This window comes from Streptomyces sp. NPDC091371, assembly GCF_040684275.1.
Lineage (GTDB): Bacteria > Actinomycetota > Actinomycetes > Streptomycetales > Streptomycetaceae > Streptomyces.
Map to the genome: position 1 here is coordinate 116,224 of NZ_JBFBFP010000005.1, position 21,103 is coordinate 137,326.

Genomic DNA, 21,103 nt, shown 5'->3' on the forward strand with positions numbered 1-21,103 from the left:
GTCGGAGGTTCACATTGCCCACCACGTGCACGAATCCGTCGGAAGTCGGACCGTGCGGCCGTCCGTCTCGACCGGGGCGGACGAGAGCACCGGACGGCCGGGTGCGGGGAGTTCCACGGGTGCGGGGCGGGTGTTGAGGGTGCAGGCGAAGCCGGGGCGGGTGAAGAGGAGTACGCCTTCCGGCGCGGGAAGCCAGGTCAGCGGGCCCGCCTCCGGTGCGCCCAGGCCCGGCATGGCGCGGCGCAGTTCCAGGGCCGCGCGGTAGAGCTCCAGGGTGGAGTGCGGGTCGCCGGTCTGGGCGGCCACGCTGAGGTCGCCCCAGCCGGCGGGCTGCGGCAGCCAGGCGCCGCCGGGCCCGAAGCCGTACGGGGGCTCCGTGCCGGCCCAGGGCAGCGGTACGCGGCAGCCGTCGCGCAGCCCGTCCTGGCCGGCGGTGCGCAGGAAGGCCGGGTCCCGGCGGGCCGCGTCCGGGAGGTCCGTGACCTCGGGCAGGCCGAGCTCCTCGCCCTGGTAGACGTACGCCGATCCGGGCAGGGCCAGCATCAGCAGCGCGGCGGCCCGGGCGCGGTCGAGGCTGCCGTAGCGGGTGCGGTGGCGTACGACGTCGTGGTTGGACAGCACCCAGGTGGTCGGGGCGCCGACCGAGGCGGTGGCGGCGAGGGACTCGTCGATGACGGTGCGCATCCGGGCCGGGTCCCACGGGCAGTTCAGGAAGCGGAAGTTGAAGGCCTGGTGCAGCTCGTCCGGGCGGACGTAGAGGGCGAGCCGCTCGGAGGTCGGGGCCCAGGCCTCGGCGACGCCGATGCGGCCGCCCCCGTAGGAGTCGAGGAGGCGGCGCCAGGAGCGGTGGATCTCGTGGACCGCGTCCTGGTCGAAGAAGGGGAGCGGTTCGGTGCCGATGAGGGTGGCCTGGGCGCCGTGGCCGATGTCGGGCAGGCCGGGGGCCTTGACCATGCCGTGGGCGACGTCGACGCGGAAGCCGTCGATCCCGAGGTCGAGCCAGAAGCGCAGGACGGAGGCGAACTCCTCGGCGACCTCGGGGTGGTCCCAGTTCAGGTCGGGCTGCTCGGGGGCGAAGAGGTGCAGGTACCAGTCGCCGTCGGGCAGCCGGGTCCAGGCGGGGCCGCCGAAGACGGACTCCCAGTCGTTGGGCGGGAGCTCCCCGGAGGCGCCCCGGCCCGGGCGGAAGTGGTAGCGGGCCCGGGCGGCGGGGTCGCGGAGGGCCGCGCGGAACCAGGGGTGCTCGGCGGAGGTGTGGTTCGGGACGACGTCCACGATGACCCGCAGCCCGAGCGCGTGCGCGGCCGTGACGAGGGCGTCGGCGTCGGAGAGGTCCCCGAAGAGCGGGTCGACGGCCCGGTAGTCGGCGACGTCGTAGCCGCCGTCCGCCTGCGGGGAGACGTAGAAGGGGGTCAGCCACACCGCGTCGACCCCGAGGCGGGCCAGGTGCGGGAGGTGCTCGCGCACCCCGCGCAGGTCCCCGACGCCGTCCCCGTCGCTGTCGGCGAAGGATCGTACGTAGACCTGATAGATGACGGCATCGCGCCACCAGGCGTCCCCCGCGGCGTCCCCCGCGCCGGTACTCGCGGTCGCGTTGCTGGAAGCGCTTGCAAGCCGGGACGCGGTCAGCTCATGGGTCATATCGGGGTCAACGCGAGTACACGCCCCCTGGTTGCGGGCCCGGGCAGTCGAAGGTGACTCGAACTAACAGCAAGCTCCGGCAACCGTACGGACACACGGATGTAACGATCACCTCGTCTTGCAGAAAATTGCCGCAAGGTCTTTCGGTCGGCTTGCAGGCTTGTTACGTTCCCTGCAACTCGGGACCGCGAGGGCGCGGCCGGAATCATCGAAGGAGTTCATATGCGGCGTGGCATAGCGGCCACCGCGCTGGTCGCGACCCTGGCGCTCGCGGCGACGGCTTGCGGCGGTGACACCAAGGGCGACGGTGGCGAGACCAAGTCCGGCGGCGAGCTCTCCGGCACGGTCACGTGGTGGGACACCTCGAACGACGCCGAGAAGGCCAGCTTCCAGAAGATCGCCGAGGCGTTCACCGCGAAGCACCCGAAGGTCACCGTCAAGTACGTCAACGTCCCGTACGGCGACGCGCAGAACAAGGTCAAGAACGCCTTCAGCAGCGGCTCCGACGCTCCTGACGTGATCCGCGCCGACGTCGGCTGGGTCGCCGACTTCGCCTCGCTCGGCTACCTCGACGAGGTCCCGGCCGAGACCGCCAAGAAGGTCGACGCGGAGTTCCTCAAGCAGGCCGCGGCCAGCGGCAAGTTCGAGGGCAAGACCTACGCCGTGCCGCAGGTCATCGACACCCTCGGCCTCTTCTACAACAAGAAGATGCTCGCCGACGCCGGCGTCCAGCCCCCCACCACCCTGGAGGAGCTGAAGACCGCCGCCGCCGCGATCAAGGGCAAGACCGGCAAGGCGGGCCTCTACCTGCGCGGCGACGACTCCTACTGGTTCCTCCCGCTGATCTACGGCGAGGGCGGCGACCTGGTCGACGCGAAGAACAAGACCGTCACGGTCGACAACGCGGCGGGCGTCAAGGCCTTCAAGACCGCACGCGACCTGGTCTCCTCGGGGGCTGCGCTCACCAACGCCACCGACGGCTGGGTGAACATGCAGACCGCCTTCAAGACCGGGGAGGTGGCGATGATGATCAACGGTCCGTGGGCCGTCGCCGACACCTACGCGGGCGACCAGTTCAAGGACAAGGCCAACCTCGGCGTCGCCCCCGTCCCGGCCGGCTCGGTCAAGGCCGGCGCCCCGCAGGGCGGCCACGACCTGGCCGTCTACGCCGGCTCCAAGAACACCGCGGCCGCGCACGCCTTCGTCGAGTACATGACCTCGCAGGAGGTGCAGGTGCAGTCCGCCAAGGAGCTGAGCCTGCTCCCCACCCGTACCGCCGCCTACGACCAGCCTGACGTGAAGAGCAGCGAGATGGTCGCCTTCTTCAAGCCGGCCGTCGACAAGGCTGTCGAGCGTGCCTGGATCCCGGAGAACGGCTCCCTCTTCGAGCCGCTGAAGGTCGAATACACCAAGGCGATCACCGGGGCTTCGAGCCCGGAGGACGCGGCCAAGGCGGCCGGCGTCGAATTCCGCAAGATCCTCAAGGGTTGGAAGTAGTAGATACAGATGGCTGCTCACACCAGCCAGTCGGTGGCGAAGGCCGCGGGCGACGGAGTCGGGAACGCCGACGCCGCCCGCGGCCCGAGCCGCAGGACTGACAGCGACGGCAGGAAGCGCGGCGGGCTGAAGCGGGCCCTCGCCACCCACTGGTACGCCTGGGCCATGATCGCCCCGGTGGTGCTCGTCCTCGGCGTGATCATCGGCTGGCCGCTGGTCAGGGGCATCTACCTGTCGCTGACCGACGCCAACGAGCGCAACGTCTCCCGCACCATCGGCGTCCGCCACATCGAGGCCACGTACGAGTTCGTCGGACTCGACAACTACGCGGCCGTGCTGAGCGACCCGGTGTTCCTGCAGCGGCTGGTGTGGACGGTCCTGTGGACCGTCGGCTGCGTGTCGATCACCTTCACCCTCGGCCTGGTGCTGGCCAACATGCTCAACCGGGAGTTCCGCGGCCGCGCCGCCTACCGGATGGCGCTCATCCTGCCCTGGGCCGTCCCCGGCTTCGTCTCCGTCTTCGCCTGGCGGTTCCTCTTCAACCGCGACAACGGCATCCTCAACAAGGTCCTCGACGGCGGCGGCATCGCGGCGATCCCGTGGCTCGACGACCCGACGTGGGCCAAGTTCTCGGTCATCGCCGTCAACGTCTGGCTCGGCGTCCCCTTCATGATGGTCGCCCTGCTCGGCGGACTGCAGTCCATCCCCGGCGAGCTCTACGAAGCCGCCGAGATGGACGGCGCGAGCGCCTGGCAGCGGTTCCGGCACATCACCCTGCCCGGGCTGCGGGCCGTGAGCATGACGGTGATCCTGCTCTCCACCATCTGGACCTTCAACATGTTCCCGGTGATCTTCCTGCTCACCCGGGGCGGCCCGGGCGACTCCACGGAGATCCTCGTGACCCAGGCCTTCCGCGAGGCCTTCATCACGAGCCCGCGCGACTTCGCCGTCTCGGCGACCTGGGGCGTGCTGATCCTCCTGCTGCTCATGATCTTCGCGCTGGTCTACCGGCGCTCGCTGCGCAAGCAGGGAGAGGTGTGGTGACCAACGTGACCGCTACGCGCAAGAGGGGCGCCCGCGAGAGGGGCGCCCGCGAGAGGGGTGCCCGCTCCCCCCTCGCCTCCGTCGGCCTGCACGCCACGCTCGTCGTCGCGTCCGTCATCGCCGTGTTCCCGGTGCTGTGGATCCTGCTGACCTCCCTCAAGCCCGCCCAGCACGCGATCACCACGGACTTCGTCAAGGAACCCACGCTCTCCAACTACCAGTACCTGCTGGAGTCGAGCCACTTCCTGGACTGGTTCGCGAACTCCGTCCTGGTCGCCGGCGTCACCACCGTCCTCGGCGTGTTCATCGCCGCCACCACGGGATACGCGGTCAGCCGGTTCAAGTTCCCCGGCATGAAGCCCCTGATGTGGACCCTGCTCATCACGCAGATGTTCCCGATGGCGATCCTCATCGTCCCGCTCTACAACCTGATGGGCGACCTCGGGCTGCTCAACCAGCCCGTCGGCCTGATCATCACGTACCTCACCATCGCCGTGCCGTTCTGCGCCTGGATGATGAAGGGCTTCTTCGACACCATCCCGGTGGAGATCGACGAATCCGGCCGCGTCGACGGGCTCAACCCCTTCGGCACCTTCTGGCGGCTCATCCTGCCGCTCGCCAAGCCCGGCCTCGCCGTCACCGGCTTCTACGCCTTCGTCACCGCCTGGGGCGAAGTCGCGTACGCCTCCGCCTTCATGGTCGGCGACGAGAACCTCACCCTGGCCGGCGGACTCCAGACCTTCGTCACGCAGTACACCTCCAACTGGGGCGCCATGAGCGCGGCTTCCGTACTCATCGCGATCCCCGCAGCGATCTTCTTCGTCTTCGCCCAGCGTCACCTCGTCGCCGGGATGACGGCAGGCGCCACCAAGGGCTGACCACCCAGTCTGTTCCGTCGTTCGGGCCCGATCTCTTCAAGGACACCATGACCCAGCACCTCGCCGACGCACTCCCCACCTCCACCGGCACCCAGCCCGGCTGGTGGAGAGAAGCGGTGATCTACCAGGTCTATCCGCGCAGCTTCGCCGACTCCAACGGAGACGGCATGGGGGACCTCGAAGGCATCCGCAGCCGACTGCCCTACCTCAAGGAACTGGGCGTCGACGCCGTCTGGCTCAGCCCCTTCTACGCCTCCCCGCAGGCCGACGCGGGCTACGACGTCGCCGACTACCGGGCCATCGACCCCATGTTCGGCACCCTGCACGACGCCGACGCCGTGATCCGCGAGGCGCACGGGCTCGGCCTGCGCATCATCGTGGACCTGGTGCCGAACCACTGCTCCGACCAGCACGAATGGTTCAAGCAGGCGCTGCGGGAAGGGCCGGGGACGCCGCTGCGCGAGCGCTTCCACTTCCGTCCGGGGCGGGGGGCGGACGGAAGTGAACCCCCGAACGACTGGGAGTCGATCTTCGGCGGGCCAGCGTGGACGCGGGTGGCGGATGGTGAGTGGTACCTGCACCTCTTCGCCCCCGAACAGCCCGACTTCAACTGGGAACACCCCGCCGTCCAGGACGAGTTCCGGTCCGTGCTGCGCTTCTGGCTCGACCTGGGGGTCGACGGCTTCCGCATCGACGTCGCCCACGGTCTCGTCAAGGCCCCCGGGTTGCCGGATCTGGGCCGCGGCGAGCAGCTCAAGCTCCTCGGCAACCAGGTGCTGCCCTTCTTCGACCAGGACGGCGTCCACGAGATCTACCGCTCCTGGCGCCGCGTCCTCGACGAGTACGCGGGCGACCGCATCGGCGTCGCCGAGGCCTGGACGCCCAGCGCGCAGCGCACCGCCATGTACCTGCGCCCCGACGAGCTGCACCAGGCCTTCAACTTCCACTACCTGAACACCGGCTGGGACGCCGAGGCGCTGCGCGCCACCATCGACGAGTCCCTCGACGCGATGCGCCCGGTCGGCGCCCCGACCACCTGGGTGCTGTCCAACCACGACGTCGTCCGCCACCGCACCCGCTTCGGCAGCCTGGACCGGGCGCGGGCCGCCGCGCTGCTGATGCTGGCGCTGCCCGGATCGGCGTACGTCTACCAGGGCGAGGAGCTCGGCCTGCCGGAGGTGACGGACCTCCCGGACGAGGTGCGCCAGGACCCCTCCTTCTTCAAGGCCAACGGCCAGGACGGGCTGCGCGACGGCTGCCGCGTACCGCTGCCGTGGTCGGGGGACGAGGCCCCGTACGGCTTCGGCGCCGGCGGCAGCTGGCTGCCGCAGCCGGCCGAGTGGGCCGGGCTGAGCGTGGCCGCCCAGACCGGCGACCCGGCGTCCACCCTGGAGCTGTACCGGGCCGCCCTGCGACTGCGGCGCGAGCGCCCGGAGCTGGGCGCGGGCGAGGGCGTGGAGTGGCTGTCGGGCCCGGAGGTCCCGGAGGGCGTACTGGCCTTCCGCCGCGGGGACTTCGTGTGCACGGCCAACACGACGGGGGCGGACGTGCGGATGGCGGTGTCGGGCGGCAGGGTCCTGCTGTCGAGCACGGATGTGGTGGAGCCGGGAGTGCTGCCCGCCGACAGTACGGTGTGGTGGCAGGTGTGACCTCCCCGTCGGGCTCCCCGCTACGGCTGACGGACATCGCCTCGCAGGCCCAGGTCAGCGAGGCGACCGTCAGCCGCGTGCTCAACGGCAAGCCGGGCGTCGCGGCCGGCACCCGGCACAAGGTGCTGGCCGCGCTCGACCTGCTGGGCTACGAGCGGCCCGTACGGCTCAAGCGGCGCAGCAACGGGCTGGTCGGGCTGCTGATCCCGGAGCTGACGAACCCCATCTTCCCGGCGTTCGCGCAGGTCATCGAGCAGGCGCTGGCCGGGCACGGGTACACGCCGGTGCTGTGTACGCAGACCCCGGGAGGGGCGACCGAGGACGAGCTGGTCGAGCAGCTGGAGGAGCGCGGGGTCACGGGCATCGTGTTCCTGTCGGGCCTGCACGCGGACTCGTCGGCCGATCCGTCGAGATATCAGCGGCTGGCCGCCCGCGGGGTGCCGTTCGTGCTGATCAACGGCTTCAACGAGGCCGTCAACGCCCCCTTCATCTCCCCGGACGACCGGGCCGCGGCCGAGATGGCCGTACGGCACCTGGAAGACCTGGGGCACCGGCGCATCGGCCTCGCGATAGGGCCCACGCGGTACGTGCCGTCGGCGCGGAAGGAGGCGGGCTTCGTGGCGGCCGTCCCGGGGGCCGCGGCGGAGGGGCTGGTCCAGCGCACCCTCTTCACCGTGGAGGGCGGGCACGCGGCGGGCATGGCCCTGCTGGAGCGGGGCTGCACGGGCATCGTCTGCGGCAGCGACCCGATGGCCCTGGGCGTCATCCGCGCGGCCCGCGAACGGGGGCTGCGGGTGCCGGAGGACCTATCGGTGGTCGGCTTCGACGACTCCCCGCTGATCGCCTTCACGGACCCGCCGCTGACGACGGTCCGCCAGCCGGTCCGCGCGATGGCGACGGCGGCGGTGGGCGCCCTCCTGGAGGCGGTCTCGGGCACCCCGGTGCAGCGCACGGAGTACGTCTTCCAGCCGGAGCTGGTCGTACGGGGGTCGACGGGGCAGGCGCCGTAGGGGGCGGGGGCGTACGGGTCCACGCGCGAGCGGGACTTCTGCCCCCTCGGGGGGTGGCGGCGGGGCGGTGTTTGCCCACCCGCCGCCGGCTGCGGGCGGCGGCTTCGCGGTTGGCGGGGTCCGAGTCGGCCGGAATCAGAGAGGGCTTGGGGGTTTCCCGTCAGTCCCATAGTCCTTCCGTGTCGGGACGGCCTGTCAAGGGCGCTCCTTCGTCGCGTCGCTGCGCGATGGCCTTCGGCCACCCTTGACAGGCCGTCCCGCCCCGGAAAGACAAAGGACTGCCGGGAAACCCCCAAAAGAACGGGCCGGGGGACAAAGACGAGAGACGGGTGAGTCGGGGATGTCCGGCCCCGTGAGCGAGGGGGCGCCCCGCCTCGGGCCCTCCGAAGCCGGTTCCCGGAGCGGGCAGGCGGCCAGCCACCAACAGACCTCGACCACAAGGACCTCAGGGCCGGTCGGCGCGTCAGATCGCTACGTGCTCCTCGATGACGGCGACCGACGGCTGTTTGGGGCTGGGCTCAGCTCAGCCGGTCCGACCACCGCGAGGCCGCGCAGTCGACGGTGCGTCAGCGTCAGGGAGTCATGGCGGCTCGGTCGGACTCACTGCGCAGAACGCAGAATTCGTTGCCTTCGGGATCGGCGAGCACTGCCCAGCCCGATCCGTCAGGATTCCGGTGATCAGCGACGAAGGTGGCGCCGAGGCCCAGCAGCCGGTCCACCTCCTGATCGCGCGAGGTCTCGGGGCGCAAGCACAGATGGATCCGATTCTTGACCGTCTTGGCCTCGGGCACTTCGTTGAAGTACAGCGCCGGGCCCTCCGCCAGCAGCACCTGAGTCTCCCGGTCACCCGGTCTGACATCCGGATCCATCGGACGGCCCGTCACACCGCTCCAGAAGCGGGCCAGCTCGTAGGCATCCGCACAGTCGATCGCCACGTTCTGCAATACCGAAACCATGCGCCCCAGCCTTGCCGACTTCCACTCCAGACGCCAACGAGCTGCGCCCGGTCTGTCAGGACAACCGCCAGATGATGAAGTATCCGCGACTCGTCCTCTCCTGCAATTCGGCCCGGACCTGCGCGATGAGCTGTATGGCGTCGACCATCAGCCGGGTACGGGCCTCCGCTCGTGCGGGCCAGCTGCTCCATGGCGACCCGGGGCGAGATACGGCTCGGCGCGCTTGTCGCGCAGGTCCTGCGCGTGTGAGCGTTCGTGAAGCGCGCGTTCTTGCGCGGCGGACAGGCGCTCTTGTGCGTCGAGCGTGTCGCGGGTGTTCTCCCGCTGCGCGCGCAGGGAGAGCAGCGTCGTCACCAGGCTCGCGGCGACCGCCAGCCCTGCGACTCCTGTAGACGCCAGACTCACGATGATCTGGGGCTCCACGGGCGTCAGTCTCCCAGCGCGACGTTGGTGAGGTGCGGATCGTGGGCCCGTCCGCCCTTGAAAGGCCCCGGCCGGCGCCCGTCAGTCCCGTAGGGGCTTCTCGTCGGTGTTCGTCGTGGTCAGAGGTGGAGGGCCCGGGCCGGGGCGGGCCTCCTCGGGAACGGGGTCGGACGTCCCTGATGGGCCCGTCCTTGGAATCTCGGACTGGCCCGACGCGGAAGGACGATGGGACGGTCGGGAAACCCCCAAAAGAGCGGCCCGGGTGGAAAGAAGACGGGCGGGACGGTCAGGGATGTCCGGCCCCCCGGTGGGGGGCCGGACCCGTGCCCGGGCCGCTGTTTCCGCTTTCGTGCCGGGCGGTCGGCCACCTTGCACCAGACCCGCGGTTCTCATGTCCCGGCGTCCGCGGCCCGTCTGGTGTCGAACCCGAGGACCGGTCCGTCGCTCACCAGGGCCGTGGGTCAGACGGCGGCCTTGAGACGGTCCACCTGGTGCTTGGCCGCGACGTTCGCTTCCTCGATCGTGGCATCCACTGCCCAGACGTACACGAGGACGCTGCCAACGCGCATGGTCACAGCTGTCACATCGTCGTTCCCGAACGCGTCGGTTTCGTCCGCTCCGGCCTCCACCTTCACCGGTGCCGGAGCGGGCTCTATGTCCTTGCGTTGCTTCGCCGCCAGGCTCTTCATCACCGCGGTCGCGGTCTTCGGGGAATCGAATGAGAAGAGGGTGAATTCGACCTTGCTGTGGAGGTTCCTATTCCTTGTCGCGAGTTCCTTCGCGCCTGCGGCCACCAGCCCGTCGCACGTGGCTCCAGTGGTCTCGGCGCAGTGCCCACGGGCTGGTTCCCCGTCGATCGCTACCGCGTCGTCTCCGACGAAGCCGTTGCTCAGGCTGGTGTCGGTGGGGAGCGCCGCCCGGATCTGCTCCAAGGACAACGGCTTGGAGGCTTTGCCCTTTCCGTCGGTGCTGTCCCCATTACTTCCACAGCCGGTCAGTGCCACCACCAATGCGATCGCACACGCTGTCCCCCGCACCACGCTCTTCACTGTGAACTCCAGTCATTTCTGATTATTTTGAGGGACCATTAAGCATCAACCGAGCTGTCAGCTGCAAAAAGAGCCGCCGCTGCCGCGTAGCGATCCGACGCGCCCGTCCTGCCTCGATGGGCTTTTGGCGGAGTTCTGGCGGTGCTTGGCCGACTGCCTGGTCCTGTAACCGAGATGGGAGCGGCTTGGCGTGGCCTGCCCCCCTGCCGCAGCGGGGTTGGGCATCCCCGGCGATCCAGGTCGGCGTCCGAGCCGTCCTCCATCGGAACGGCTCCCGGCCTGCCCGGCCCATGCGCCGAGGGCGGGCGGTCTGGTTGCCCTGCCGGACCCTACCCGGCTGCTTCCATGCGGCCGCCCTGTACGCACCCCGCCAGGACACGTGGAAGAAACAATTCTGCAATTTCTTGCGCAAGGTATTGCAGCGGTGTTGGCGGGCCCATACGGTCGCCACAATCCCCCCTCTCCGCCAGGAGGCCCCACATGCCCCGCACCCGTAGAGCCGCTGCCCTCGCGGCGCTGGCCGTTGCGGCAGCCGTACTTGTCGCGCCCGTCGGCCCCGCGCAGGCCACGCCGCCCGGTGAGAAGGACGTCACCGCCGTCCTCTTCGAGTGGCGGTTCGACTCCGTTGCCAAGGCCTGTACCGATTCCCTCGGGCCCGCCGGGTACGGGTACGTGCAGGTGTCGCCGCCGCAGGAGCACATCCAGGGCGGGCAGTGGTGGACCTCGTACCAGCCCGTCAGCTACAAGATCGCCGGGCGGCTCGGTGACCGGGCTGCCTTCAAGGGCATGGTTGATGCGTGCCACGCCGCAGGTGTGAAGGTGGTCGCCGACTCGGTGATCAACCACATGGCCGCCGGGGACGGCACCGGGACGGGTGGGTCTTCGTACACGAAGTACAACTACCCGGGCGTCTACTCCGGTTCTGACATGGACGACTGCCGGGCGACGATCTCCAACTACCAGGACAAGGCCAACGTCCAGAACTGCGAGCTCGTGCAGCTGGCCGACCTCGACACCGGTGAGGAGTACGTGCGGGGGCGGATCGCCGGGTATCTGAACGACCTGCTGTCCCTTGGGGTCGACGGGTTCCGGATCGACGCCGCCAAGCACATGCCCGCCGCCGACCTCGCCAACATCAAGTCCCGGCTGACGAATCCCGCTGTGTACTGGAAACAGGAGGCGATATACGGGGCCGGGGAGGCCGTGTCGCCCGCCGAGTACCTCGGCAGCGGTGACGTGCAGGAGTTCCGGTACGCGCGGGACCTGAAGCGGGTCTTCCAGAACGAGAACCTCGCCTACTTGAAGAACTTCGGGGAGGCGTGGGGGTACATGGCGAGCGGGCAGTCCGCCGTCTTCGTCGACAACCACGACACCGAGCGCGGCGGCGACACACTCAACTACAAGAACGGGTCGGATTACACCCTCGCCAGCGTGTTCATGCTGGCCTGGCCCTACGGGTCGCCCGATGTGCACTCCGGCTACGAGTGGAGCGACAAGGACGCCGGCCCGCCCAACGGGGGTGCCGTGGGCGCCTGTTATGCCGACGGGTGGAAGTGCCAGCACGCCTGGCGGGAGATCGCCTCCATGGTGGGCCTGCGGAATGCGGCTCGCGGGCAGGGCGTCACCGACTGGTGGGACAACGGCGGCGACCAGATCGCCTTCGGGCGCGGCTCCAAGGCGTACGTGGCGATCAACCACGAGGCGGGCGCGCTGACCCGTACCTTCCAGACCTCGCTCCCGGGCGGCGACTACTGCGACGTGCAGAGCGGGCGCGCGGTGACCGTGGACTCCGGCGGCCGGTTCACCGCCACGCTGGGCGCCGGGAGCGCCGTCGCGCTGCACGTGAACGCCCGTACGTGCGCAGGCGCTCCCGCGCCGGTCGCGGCCGGGGCGTCCTTCGCCGTGAACGCCACCACCGTGCTGGGACAGAACATCCACGTCGTCGGTGACCGGGCGGAGCTCGGTGCCTGGAACACCGGCAGCGCGCTGAAGCTCGACCCCGCCGCCTACCCCGTGTGGAAGCTCGACGTCACGCTCCCGGCCGGCACGTCCTTCGCGTACAAGTACATCCGCAAGGACGCCTCCGGCAACGTCACCTGGGAGAGCGGCGCCAACCGTACGGCCACCGTCCCCGCGAGCGGCAAGGTCACGCTGAACGACACCTGGCGCAGCTGAACCACCCGCCCCACAGACCAGGGCCGCCCGGCACCACCTTCCCCGCCACCGCCGGGCGGCCCTCATCCATGCGAATACGTAGCGAATACGTAGCGAATACGTACACAAGGAGATTCGCCTTGATACGCCCTGCCGCAGGAGCCGTCGCCGCCGCCCTGGCCGTGACCCTCCTGCCCGCGCTCCCGGCCGCCGCCGCGACGGCCCCCGCCCCGCCCTCGGACGCGAAGCTCGCGGCCGAGCCGGCCCGCCACGATCTCACCCGGGAGCAGTTCTACTTCGTCCTCCCGGACCGGTTCGCGAACGGCGACCCGCGCAACGACCGGGGCGGGCTGACCGGCAGCCGGCTGGAGACCGGCCTGGACCCGACGGACAAGGGCTTCTACCAGGGCGGCGACCTCAAGGGGCTCACGGACCGGCTCGACTACATCAAGGGGCTGGGGACGACCGCCATCTGGATGGCGCCGATCTTCAAGAACCAGCCGGTGCAGGGGAAGGGGGATGACGTCTCCGCCGGCTACCACGGCTACTGGATCACCGACTTCACCCAGGTCGACCCGCACTTCGGGACCAACGCGGATCTGGAGCGGCTGATCGAGAAGGCGCACGGGAAGGGGATGAAGGTCTTCTTCGACGTGATCACGAATCACACCGCCGACGTCGTCGACTACCGGGAGGGTTCCTACTCGTACCTGTCCAAGGGGGCGTTCCCGTACCTGACGAAGGACGGCGTGCCCTTCGACGACAAGGACTACGCGGCGGGCGGCCAGGCGAAGGGGGCCGCGAAGTTCCCGAAGGTGGACGGGGACTCCTTCCCCCGAACCCCGTTCGTGCCGGAGGCGAAGAAGAACCTCAAGTCGCCGGCCTGGCTCAACGACCCGACGATGTACCACAACCGGGGCGACTCCACCTTCGCCGGCGAGTCCTCCGAGCAGGGCGACTTCTTCGGCCTCGACGACCTGTGGACCGAGCGCCCCGAGGTCGTCAGCGGGATGGAGAAGATCTACGAGAAGTGGGTCGAGGAATTCGACATCGACGGGTTCCGGATCGATACCGTCAAGCACGTCAACACGGAGTTCTGGAGCCAGTGGGCCACCGCGCTCGACACGTACGCGGCCAAGCGCGGCCGTGACGACTTCTTCATGTTCGGCGAGGTGTACTCCGCCGACACGGCCGTCACCTCCCCGTACGTGACGCGCGGGCGGCTCGACGCCACCCTCGACTTCCCGCTGCAGGACGCCGTTCGCGCGTACGCCTCCCAGGGCGCGGGCGCCTCGCGGCTGGCCGCCGTGCTCGGGGACGACTACCGCTACACGACGGACAAGGCCAACGCCTACGAGCAGGTGACCTTCCTCGGCAACCACGACATGGGCCGCTTCGGGACCTTCCTGAAGCAGGACCGGCCGGGGGCGGGGGAGCAGGAGCTGCTCGACCGGTACCGGCTCGCCAACGAGCTGATGTTCCTCTCCCGGGGCAACCCGGTGATCTACTCCGGTGACGAGCAGGGCTTCACGGGCGCCGGCGGGGACAAGGACGCCCGGCAGCCGCTGTTCGGGACCCGGGTCGCCGACTACCTCGATGACGATCAGCTCGGCACCGAGCGGACGCACGCGAGCGATGCGTACGATCCGGGGCACCCGCTGTACCGCCAGGTGGCGGCTCTGTCGCAGTTGACCAAGGCGCACCCGGCGCTCCGGGACGGTGTCCAGACCGAGCGCGTCGCCCGGGACTCCGTCTACGCGTTCACGCGCACCGACGCCCGCGCCCGGACGGAGTACGCGGTCGCGGTGAACAACGGTCACGCGCCGGTGACCGTTGACGTGCCCGTCGACAGCGCGCCCGGTACAGGATTCCGTGCCCTGTACGGAGGAACGGGCTCCGTGCCCGTCGTCGACGGCAGCATCCGTGTGACCGTGCCGGCGCTCGGTTCCCTCGTGCTGCGCGCGGACAAGCCGCTCGCGCCCCCCACGGCCAAGCCCGCCCTGACCCTCAAGGCCCCGGCTCCCGGCGCCACCGGAACCGTCGAGCTCACCGCCGAGGTGACCGGCGGCGGGCTCAACCGGGTCGTCTTCGCCGCGCAGAGCGGCAACGGCAAGTGGCAGGTCCTAGGATCCGCCGACCACGCCCCCTACAAGGTCACCCAGCACATCACCGCGCCCGCCGGCACGCCCCTGCGCTACAAGGCCGTCGCCGTCGATTCCGCCGGCCGCACCGCGAGCGCGCTCGCCCAGTCCGCTGCCGGACAGGCCCCGCCCGCCGAGGTCCCCACCGCGACCCAGCGCGACTACGCCGTCGTCCACTACAACCGCCCCGACGGCGACTACACGAACTGGCGGCTCTACGCCTGGGGCGACATCGCCGACGGCGAGCAGACCCCCTGGCCCGCCGGCCACGACTTCACCGGCCGCGACGCCTACGGAGCCTTCGCCTACGTCAAACTCAAGCCCGGAGCCTCCTCCGTCGGCTACCTCGTCATCGACAAGGACGGCAGCAAGGACGTCTCCGCCGACCGCACCATCGACGTGACCAAGACCGGCGAGATCTGGCTCGAACAGGGCAAGGAACCCGCCCGCACCGACCGGCCCGCCTACCCGCCGCAGGACACGGCCAAGGCCGTCCTGCACTACCAGCGCCCCGACGGGGCCTACGACGGCTGGGGGCTGCACGTCTGGACGGGCGCCGCGAACCCGACCGACTGGTCGAAGCCGCTGATGCCCGTCCGCACCGATTCCTTCGGCGCGGTGTACGAGGTTCCGCTCGGGGCCGGTGCGACCTCCCTGAGCTACATCCTCCACAAGGGCGACGAGAAGGACCTCCCCTCCGACCAGTCCCTGGACCTCAAGGCCACCGGCCACGAGGTCTGGATGCTCGGCGGCAAGGAGAAGTACCTCCTCCCGCAGCCCGCCGGCTCCTCCGCCGCCCTGGACCTCACCAAGGCCCAGGCCGTCTGGATCGACCGCGACACCCTCGCCTGGAACGCCCCCGCCTCCGCCGCCTCCGTGCAGCTCCTCGCCTCCCGCGAGGGCGCCGTCAAGGCCGCGAACGGCACCCTGACCGGCCCGGCCCAGTGGCTGCGGCTCGGGGCCCGGTCCGAGCTCACCGCCGCGCAGAAGCAGAAGTTCCCGCACCTGGCCTCGTACGCCGCGTTCACCGTCGACCCCCGCGACCGGGACCGCGTACGCGACGCCCTGCGCGGGCAGCTCGTCGCGAGCGCCCGCGCCGCGAACGGGGCCTTCCTCGCCGCCACGGGCGTGCAGTCGGCCGGTGTCCTGGACGACCTGTACGCGACGAACGCGCAGCTCGGCCCGGTCTTCAAGGACGGCCGGCCCACGCTCTCCGTATGGGCCCCGACCGCCCAGCAGGTCTCACTGGAGATCGACGGCCGGACCCTCCCGATGCGCCGCGACGACGCCACCGGCGTCTGGTCGGCGCGCGGTGACCGCGACTGGACCGGCAAGCGCTACCGCTACGCCGTCACCGTGTGGGCCCCCAGCACCGGGCAGCTGGTCCGCAACCTGGTCACCGACCCGTACTCCACCGCCCTCACCGCGGATTCCACCCACAGCCTGGTCGTCGACCTGGCCGACCCGAAGCTGGCCCCGCCCGGCTGGAAGGAGCTGCGCAAGCCCGCGCCCGTCCCCTTCACCTCCGCGCAGATCCAGGAGCTGCACGTCCGCGACTTCTCCGTCGCCGACCGCACCAGCACCCACCCCGGCCAGTACCTCGCCTTCACCGACACCGGCTCGGCGGGCATGCGGCACCTGCGCGACCTGGCCGCCGCCGGCACCTCCTACGTCCACCTCCTCCCGGCCTTCGACATCGGCACCATCCCCGAGAAGGCCGCCGACCGCACCGAACCGGCCTGCGACCTCAAGGTGTACGCGCCCGACTCCGACCAGCAGCAGGCCTGCGTGGCCGCCGCGGCCGCGAAGGACGCCTACAACTGGGGCTACGACCCGCTGCACTACACCGTCCCCGAGGGCAGCTACGCGAGCGACCCGAACGGCACCGCCCGCACGGTCGAGTTCCGCAGGATGGTCCAGTCCCTCAACGGGGCCGGGCTGCGCACCGTCATGGACGTGGTCTACAACCACACCGTCGCCGCCGGCCAGTCGGACAAGTCCGTGCTCGACCGCGTCGTCCCCGGCTACTACCAGCGCCTGCTGGCCGACGGCTCCGTCGCCAACTCCACCTGCTGCGCCAACACCGCCCCCGAGAACGCCATGATGGGCCGCCTCGTCGTGGACTCCGTCGTCACTTGGGCGAAGGAGTACAAGGTCGACGGATTCCGCTTCGACCTGATGGGCCACCACCCGAAGGCCAACATCCTGGCCGTCCGCAAGGCCCTCGACGAGCTCACCCCCGCCAAGGACGGGGTCGACGGCAAGAAGATCGTCCTCTACGGGGAGGGCTGGAACTTCGGCGAGATCGCCGACGACGCCCGCTTCGTGCAGGCCACGCAGAAGAACATGGCCGGCACCGGCATCGCCACCTTCTCCGACCGGGCCCGCGACGCCGTCCGCGGCGGCGGCCCCTTCGACGAGGACCCGCGCGTACAGGGCTTCGCCTCGGGCCTGTTCACGGCCCCGAACGCGTCCCCCGCCAACGGCACCCCGGCCGAGCAGAAGGCCCGCCTCCTGCACGCCCAGGACCTGATCAAGGTCGGGCTGTCCGGCAACCTCGCCTCGTACGCCTTCACCGACACCGCCGGCCGCCGCGTCAAGGGCTCCGAGGTGGACTACAACGGGGCCCCGGCCGGCTACGCGGCCGCCCCCGGCGACGCCCTCGCCTACGCCGACGCCCACGACAACGAGTCGCTGTACGACGCCCTCGCCTACAAGCTGCCCGCCGGCACGTCCGCCGCCGACCGGGCCCGCATGCAGGTCCTGGCCATGGCGACGGCCGCCCTCTCCCAGGGCCCGGCCCTCTCCCAGGCGGGCACGGACCTGCTGCGCTCCAAGTCCCTGGACCGCAACTCCTACGACAGCGGCGACTGGTTCAACGCCCTGCACTGGGACTGCCGCGACGGCAACGGCTTCGGCCGGGGCCTGCCCCCGGCCGCCGACAACGCCTCGAAGTGGGTGTACGCCAAGCCGCTGCTGAGCGGACCGGCCCCCGGCTGCCCGGAGATCACCGCCACCTCGGCGGCCTACCGGGACCTGCTGAGGATCCGTACGACGGAACCCGCCTTCGCCCTCACCACAGCGGAGGCCGTCCAGAGCCGGCTCGCCTTCCCGCTCTCCGGCACGGACGAGACCCCGGGAGTGATCACCATGGCCCTCGGGGACCTGGTGGTGGTCTTCAACGCGACCCCCACCGCCCAGCCCCAGCGCGTCCCCGCCCTCGCGGGCACCGCCTACGCCCTGCACCCGGTGCAGGCGGCCGGCTCCGACGCCACGGTCAAGCAGTCCGCGTACGACACGAAGACGGGAGAGTTCACCGTCCCCGCCCGCACGGTCTCGGTCTTCACACGACGGTGAGCCGGTCGAGCCGCTTCTCCAGCAGGATCACCCCGTAGACCCTGCCGTCCTTCCCCTCCTTGTTGGGGAACTCCCCGACCACCCGGTAGCCCGCGCCCTGGTAGTACGCGAGCAGCCGGGGGTTGGTGGAGACGCAGTCCAGCCGCGCCCGCTCCCGCCCGGTCCCCGCGATCCGCCGCTCGGCGTGTTCGAGCATGCGGCGCCCGGAACCGGCGGGCGCGGCCTCGCGTTCCACCATCAGCCGGTGGACGTAGCCCGCCACGGGCGGCTGGACGCCCCAGGCCTCCTCGTCGGACCACCACAGCTCGTACGCGCCGATCACCCGCCCGTCGGCGTCCCCGGCGAGCCACACCTCCCCGTCGCGCATCCGCGCGCGGAAGTGGTCGGCGTCCTTGTCACCAGGCTTCCACTGGTCGATCCCGTTGTCCCGCATCCACGCGGCAGCCCGGTCGTACAGCGCCACCAGGGTGTCGGCGTCCTTCTCCCCGGCCTGCCGGAACAAGATCCCGTCATCAATGATCACGCGGGCATTATGACCATACGCATGATCATCGTGGGCCCGGCACCCCGACCGGAACGAGCGCGGCCAGCCGCCCGACCAGCTCCCCGAAGGGCCCGTCGGCCGGTTCGTCCACCAGGATCCGTACGAGGATCCCCGCCATCTCCGCGTCGTACGCGGCGCTCACCGCCGCCAGTGCGGCGAAGTCGTGGACCAGCTGCAACTCCAGCTCGGCGCGCGGGATCCGGCGCCCGTCCAGCCAGATCAGCGCGGTGGACTCGGCGAGCGACACCCAGGACCGCACCACGAGCTCGAGGCGGGCCGGCGGGTTCTCGACGCCGATGCCCAGGTGGCTGAGGATCTGCTCGTACGCCGCCTGCCGGACCTCGTCGATCATGGCGTTGGTGCGGCTGCTCCCGGCCGCCGGACCGCCCCGCATCAGCGCCGAGAAGCCCGGCCCGTGCTCGTCGACGAAGGCGAAGAACCGCCCCATCACGCGCAGCAGGCGGGCGCCGAGCGGCCCCTCCTGGGGCTCCTCGAACCGCGCCGCCAGCTCGTCGGCCGCCCGGCGCAGCGCGGCCTCGTACAGGCTCAGCTTGCCGGGGAAGTAGTGGTAGACCAGCGGCCGGGATATCCCCGCGGCCGCCGCGATCTCGTCTATGGACACGTCGTCGGGCGAGCGGTGGCTGAACAGCTCCAGGGCAACCCCGATCAGCTGCTGCCGCCGTTCCTCGACACCCATCCTGCGCCGTACGCCGGTTGTCATGCCGACAGCCTACTTCGGACAGGTCAGAGGTCCAGGACGAGGCGGTCCTCCTTCGCGCGCGAGACGCACAGCAGCATCGAGTCCGCGCGCTCGCCGTCCGTGAGGAGGTCGTCGCGATGGTCCACCTCGCCCGCCAGCACCCGGTGTTGGCAGGTGCCGCAGAAGCCCTGCTCGCAGGAGTAGGGGGTGGCGGGCAGCTCCCGGCGGACCGCGGCAAGGGCGGACTCGTCGGCGCCGACCTCGATCTCGCGCCCCGAGCGGCGCAGTTCGACCGTGAAGGGCCGTGCCGGGCCGGACGCCGCGGCCGGGGCGAAGCGCTCCAGGTGGACCGCCGCCGGGTCCGGGGCCGCCGCGGTGACGGCCGCCATCAGGGGTTCGGGGCCGCAGCAGTAGACCAGCGTGCCGGGCCGGGTGCCGGCGAGGAACCCCAGGTCGGGCAGGCCCGTCTCGTCCTCGGGGGCCAGCGTGACCCGGTCCCCGTACGCCGCCAGTTCGGCCAGGAACGGCATCGAGGCGCGCGAACGGCCCCCGTAGAGCAGGGTCCAGTCCGCGCCCGCCGCGGTGGCCGCCCGGAGCATCGGGAGGAGCGGGGTGATTCCGATGCCGCCCGCGACGAACGCGTACGAGGGTGCCGGGACCAGCTCGAACCGGTTGCGCGGCGGCCGCAGTTCCAGCTCGGCGCCCTCCACCAGCCGGGCGTGGGCCTCGCGGGAGCCGCCCCGGCCGTCCTCGATCAGCCGGATAGCGATCGTGTAGCGGCCGGTGTCCGCGGGGTCCCCGCACAGGGAGTACTGGCGGACCAGCCCCGAGGGCAGGGTGATGTCCACGTGCGCGCCCGGGGCCCAGGCCGGCAGCTCGGGCGATTCCAGGACGAGCCGCAGCACGCCCGCGGCCGGCTCCGTACGGGAGGTGATCAGCGCGCGCAGCGTCCGGCGCGGGGAGTACCCGGAGACCGGGGTCTCCAGGGCGGGCAGCGGCCAGAGCGGGGACTTCCCGATCCGGCGGTTCAGCGCCCGCTTCGCAGCCCAGGCGGCTCCCGCGACCGCGGCGGCGGTGAGGGCGGCGCGTCTCATGGCTTCACCCCGCCGTGGCCGCCGTTGGCTCCGGGGGAGGAGGCGAGGTAGGCCACCGCCTGGGCCGTCGAGCCCTCCTGCGAGGGGTGGTACGTACGGGAGAGGTACTTCGGGATGGACTTCAGCATCGCGCCCGTGGAGGGCAGCACGCCCTGCTGCCCGGCCCGGAAGAACTGCCCGAAGGAGGCCTTGCCGTCCACCAGGTGGGGGTCGTTCTCCATGAAGAAGCGCACCCCGCGCTGCCACAGGAAGACCAGGGCCGAGAAGGCGGTGGCCCAGGTGCGGGCGCGGCGGCGGTAGTTGCCGTCGACGTGCATGAAGAGGTCGAAGGCCACCGAGCGGTGCTCGACCTCCTCCGCCCCGTGCCAGCGCAGCAGGTCGAGCATCATCGGGTCGGCGCCCCGCCGGTCCAGCTCGTCCGCGTTGAGCACCCAGTCGCCGAGGAACGCCGTGTAGTGCTCGATCGCCGCGATCATCGCGACCCGCTCCATCAGCCACCAGTGCCGCGCCTTGCCCGGCGGCAGCGTCCGGTCGCCCAGCAGCTTCTCGAACAGCCAGTCCACCTGCGCCGTGTACGGGGTCGGGTCCAGGTCCAGCCGCTTCAGGTGGGGGAGCACGTCGTCGTGCGCGGCGGCGTGCATGGCCTCCTGGCCGATGAAGCCGACGACGTCCGCGCGCAGCTGCTCGTCCGTGATGTACGGGAGCACCTGCTTGTAGACGTGCACGAACCACCGCTCGCCGGCGGGCAGCAGCAGGTGCAGCACGTTGATCATGTGCCCGGCGAAGGGGTCGTCGGGCAGCCAGTGGAGCGGGGTGTCATCCCATCGGAACGCCACGTTCCGGGGGTTCAGGTCTATGTGTTCCGACGCCACGGGGGCGGGCGCGGGCGGCGTATTAGACATGGCGTCAATGTACTGATGGGTAAGGGAGAGGAAAACCCCTCTGCACCCACTTCCTGCGGGCGGG

The 21,103-nt window shown here is 70.8% G+C and carries 15 protein-coding genes; 7 read left to right on the forward strand and 8 right to left on the reverse strand.

Translation table 11 applies throughout. The annotated features are described in order from the left end of the window. Positions 1–9 precede the first annotated feature (9 nt). Positions 10–1,641 carry a glycoside hydrolase family 13 protein gene (locus AB0O21_RS08840; RefSeq protein WP_365168023.1) on the reverse strand — a complete coding sequence of 544 codons (1,632 nt, stop codon included), beginning with the start codon at positions 1,639–1,641 and terminating at the stop codon, positions 10–12. Positions 1,642–1,863: 222 nt separating this feature from the next. Between AB0O21_RS08840 and AB0O21_RS08845 the strand changes: the two genes are divergently transcribed. From AB0O21_RS08845 to AB0O21_RS08865, 5 genes are read left to right on the forward strand one after another with little or no spacing between them, the layout of a single operon-like run. Further along, positions 1,864–3,138, forward strand: a complete 1,275-nt coding sequence (locus tag AB0O21_RS08845; protein WP_365168025.1) for an extracellular solute-binding protein — start codon at positions 1,864–1,866, stop codon at positions 3,136–3,138. 9 nt (positions 3,139–3,147) lie between these two features. Next, positions 3,148–4,182 carry a sugar ABC transporter permease gene (locus AB0O21_RS08850; protein WP_365168027.1) on the forward strand — a complete coding sequence of 345 codons (1,035 nt, stop codon included), beginning with the start codon at positions 3,148–3,150 and terminating at the stop codon, positions 4,180–4,182. 5 nt (positions 4,183–4,187) lie between these two features. Continuing rightward, positions 4,188–5,060 carry a carbohydrate ABC transporter permease gene (locus AB0O21_RS08855; protein WP_365168309.1) on the forward strand — a complete coding sequence of 291 codons (873 nt, stop codon included), beginning with the start codon at positions 4,188–4,190 and terminating at the stop codon, positions 5,058–5,060. Positions 5,061–5,107: 47 nt separating this feature from the next. Then, the gene (locus tag AB0O21_RS08860; protein WP_365168030.1) at positions 5,108–6,709 is read left to right on the forward strand and encodes a glycoside hydrolase family 13 protein; all 1,602 of its coding nucleotides are present in this window, start codon (positions 5,108–5,110) and stop codon (positions 6,707–6,709) included. Continuing rightward, positions 6,694–7,719: a LacI family DNA-binding transcriptional regulator gene (locus tag AB0O21_RS08865; RefSeq protein WP_365168032.1), complete on the forward strand. Its 1,026-nt coding sequence runs from the start codon at positions 6,694–6,696 to the stop codon at positions 7,717–7,719. Before AB0O21_RS08860 ends, AB0O21_RS08865 begins: the two co-directional genes overlap by 16 nt. Positions 7,720–8,291: 572 nt before the next feature. On the opposite strand, the gene AB0O21_RS08870 is transcribed toward AB0O21_RS08865, so the two are convergent. The 3 genes from AB0O21_RS08870 to AB0O21_RS08880 form a co-directional block, all read right to left on the reverse strand. Continuing rightward, a complete protein-coding gene (locus AB0O21_RS08870) occupies positions 8,292–8,675 on the reverse strand; it encodes a VOC family protein (protein WP_365168035.1) in 384 nt (127 codons plus the stop codon). Between the two features lie 147 nt (positions 8,676–8,822). Further along, complete coding sequence (locus AB0O21_RS08875; RefSeq protein ID WP_365168038.1) at positions 8,823–9,098, reverse strand: hypothetical protein; 276 nt, start codon at positions 9,096–9,098, stop codon at positions 8,823–8,825. Between the two features lie 461 nt (positions 9,099–9,559). Next, on the reverse strand, positions 9,560–10,147 hold the full coding sequence (locus tag AB0O21_RS08880; protein WP_365168040.1) for a hypothetical protein: 588 nt from the start codon (positions 10,145–10,147) through the stop codon (positions 9,560–9,562). Between the two features lie 480 nt (positions 10,148–10,627). Between AB0O21_RS08880 and AB0O21_RS08885 the strand changes: the two genes are divergently transcribed. Beyond that, positions 10,628–12,322 carry a carbohydrate-binding module family 20 domain-containing protein gene (locus AB0O21_RS08885; RefSeq protein ID WP_365168043.1) on the forward strand — a complete coding sequence of 565 codons (1,695 nt, stop codon included), beginning with the start codon at positions 10,628–10,630 and terminating at the stop codon, positions 12,320–12,322. 119 nt (positions 12,323–12,441) lie between these two features. Then, positions 12,442–17,799 (forward strand): pullulanase-type alpha-1,6-glucosidase, encoded by a 5,358-nt coding sequence (gene pulA / locus AB0O21_RS08890; RefSeq protein ID WP_365168046.1) that lies wholly within the window; start codon positions 12,442–12,444, stop codon positions 17,797–17,799. Here pulA and AB0O21_RS08895 read toward each other — a convergent pair. The 4 genes from AB0O21_RS08895 to AB0O21_RS08910 are packed head-to-tail and all read right to left on the reverse strand — an operon-like array spanning position 17,786 to position 21,039. Further along, the gene (locus tag AB0O21_RS08895) at positions 17,786–18,322 is read right to left on the reverse strand and encodes a GNAT family N-acetyltransferase (protein ID WP_365168049.1); all 537 of its coding nucleotides are present in this window, start codon (positions 18,320–18,322) and stop codon (positions 17,786–17,788) included. The genes pulA and AB0O21_RS08895 overlap by 14 nt on opposite strands. A 25-nt stretch (positions 18,323–18,347) precedes the next feature. Continuing rightward, a complete protein-coding gene (locus tag AB0O21_RS08900) occupies positions 18,348–19,064 on the reverse strand; it encodes a TetR/AcrR family transcriptional regulator (protein ID WP_365168051.1) in 717 nt (238 codons plus the stop codon). Between the two features lie 23 nt (positions 19,065–19,087). Further along, positions 19,088–20,137, reverse strand: a complete 1,050-nt coding sequence (locus tag AB0O21_RS08905; protein ID WP_365168054.1) for a PDR/VanB family oxidoreductase — start codon at positions 20,135–20,137, stop codon at positions 19,088–19,090. Then, the gene (locus AB0O21_RS08910; RefSeq protein ID WP_365168057.1) at positions 20,134–21,039 is read right to left on the reverse strand and encodes a metal-dependent hydrolase; all 906 of its coding nucleotides are present in this window, start codon (positions 21,037–21,039) and stop codon (positions 20,134–20,136) included. Before AB0O21_RS08910 ends, AB0O21_RS08905 begins: the two co-directional genes overlap by 4 nt. Positions 21,040–21,103 lie beyond the last annotated feature (64 nt).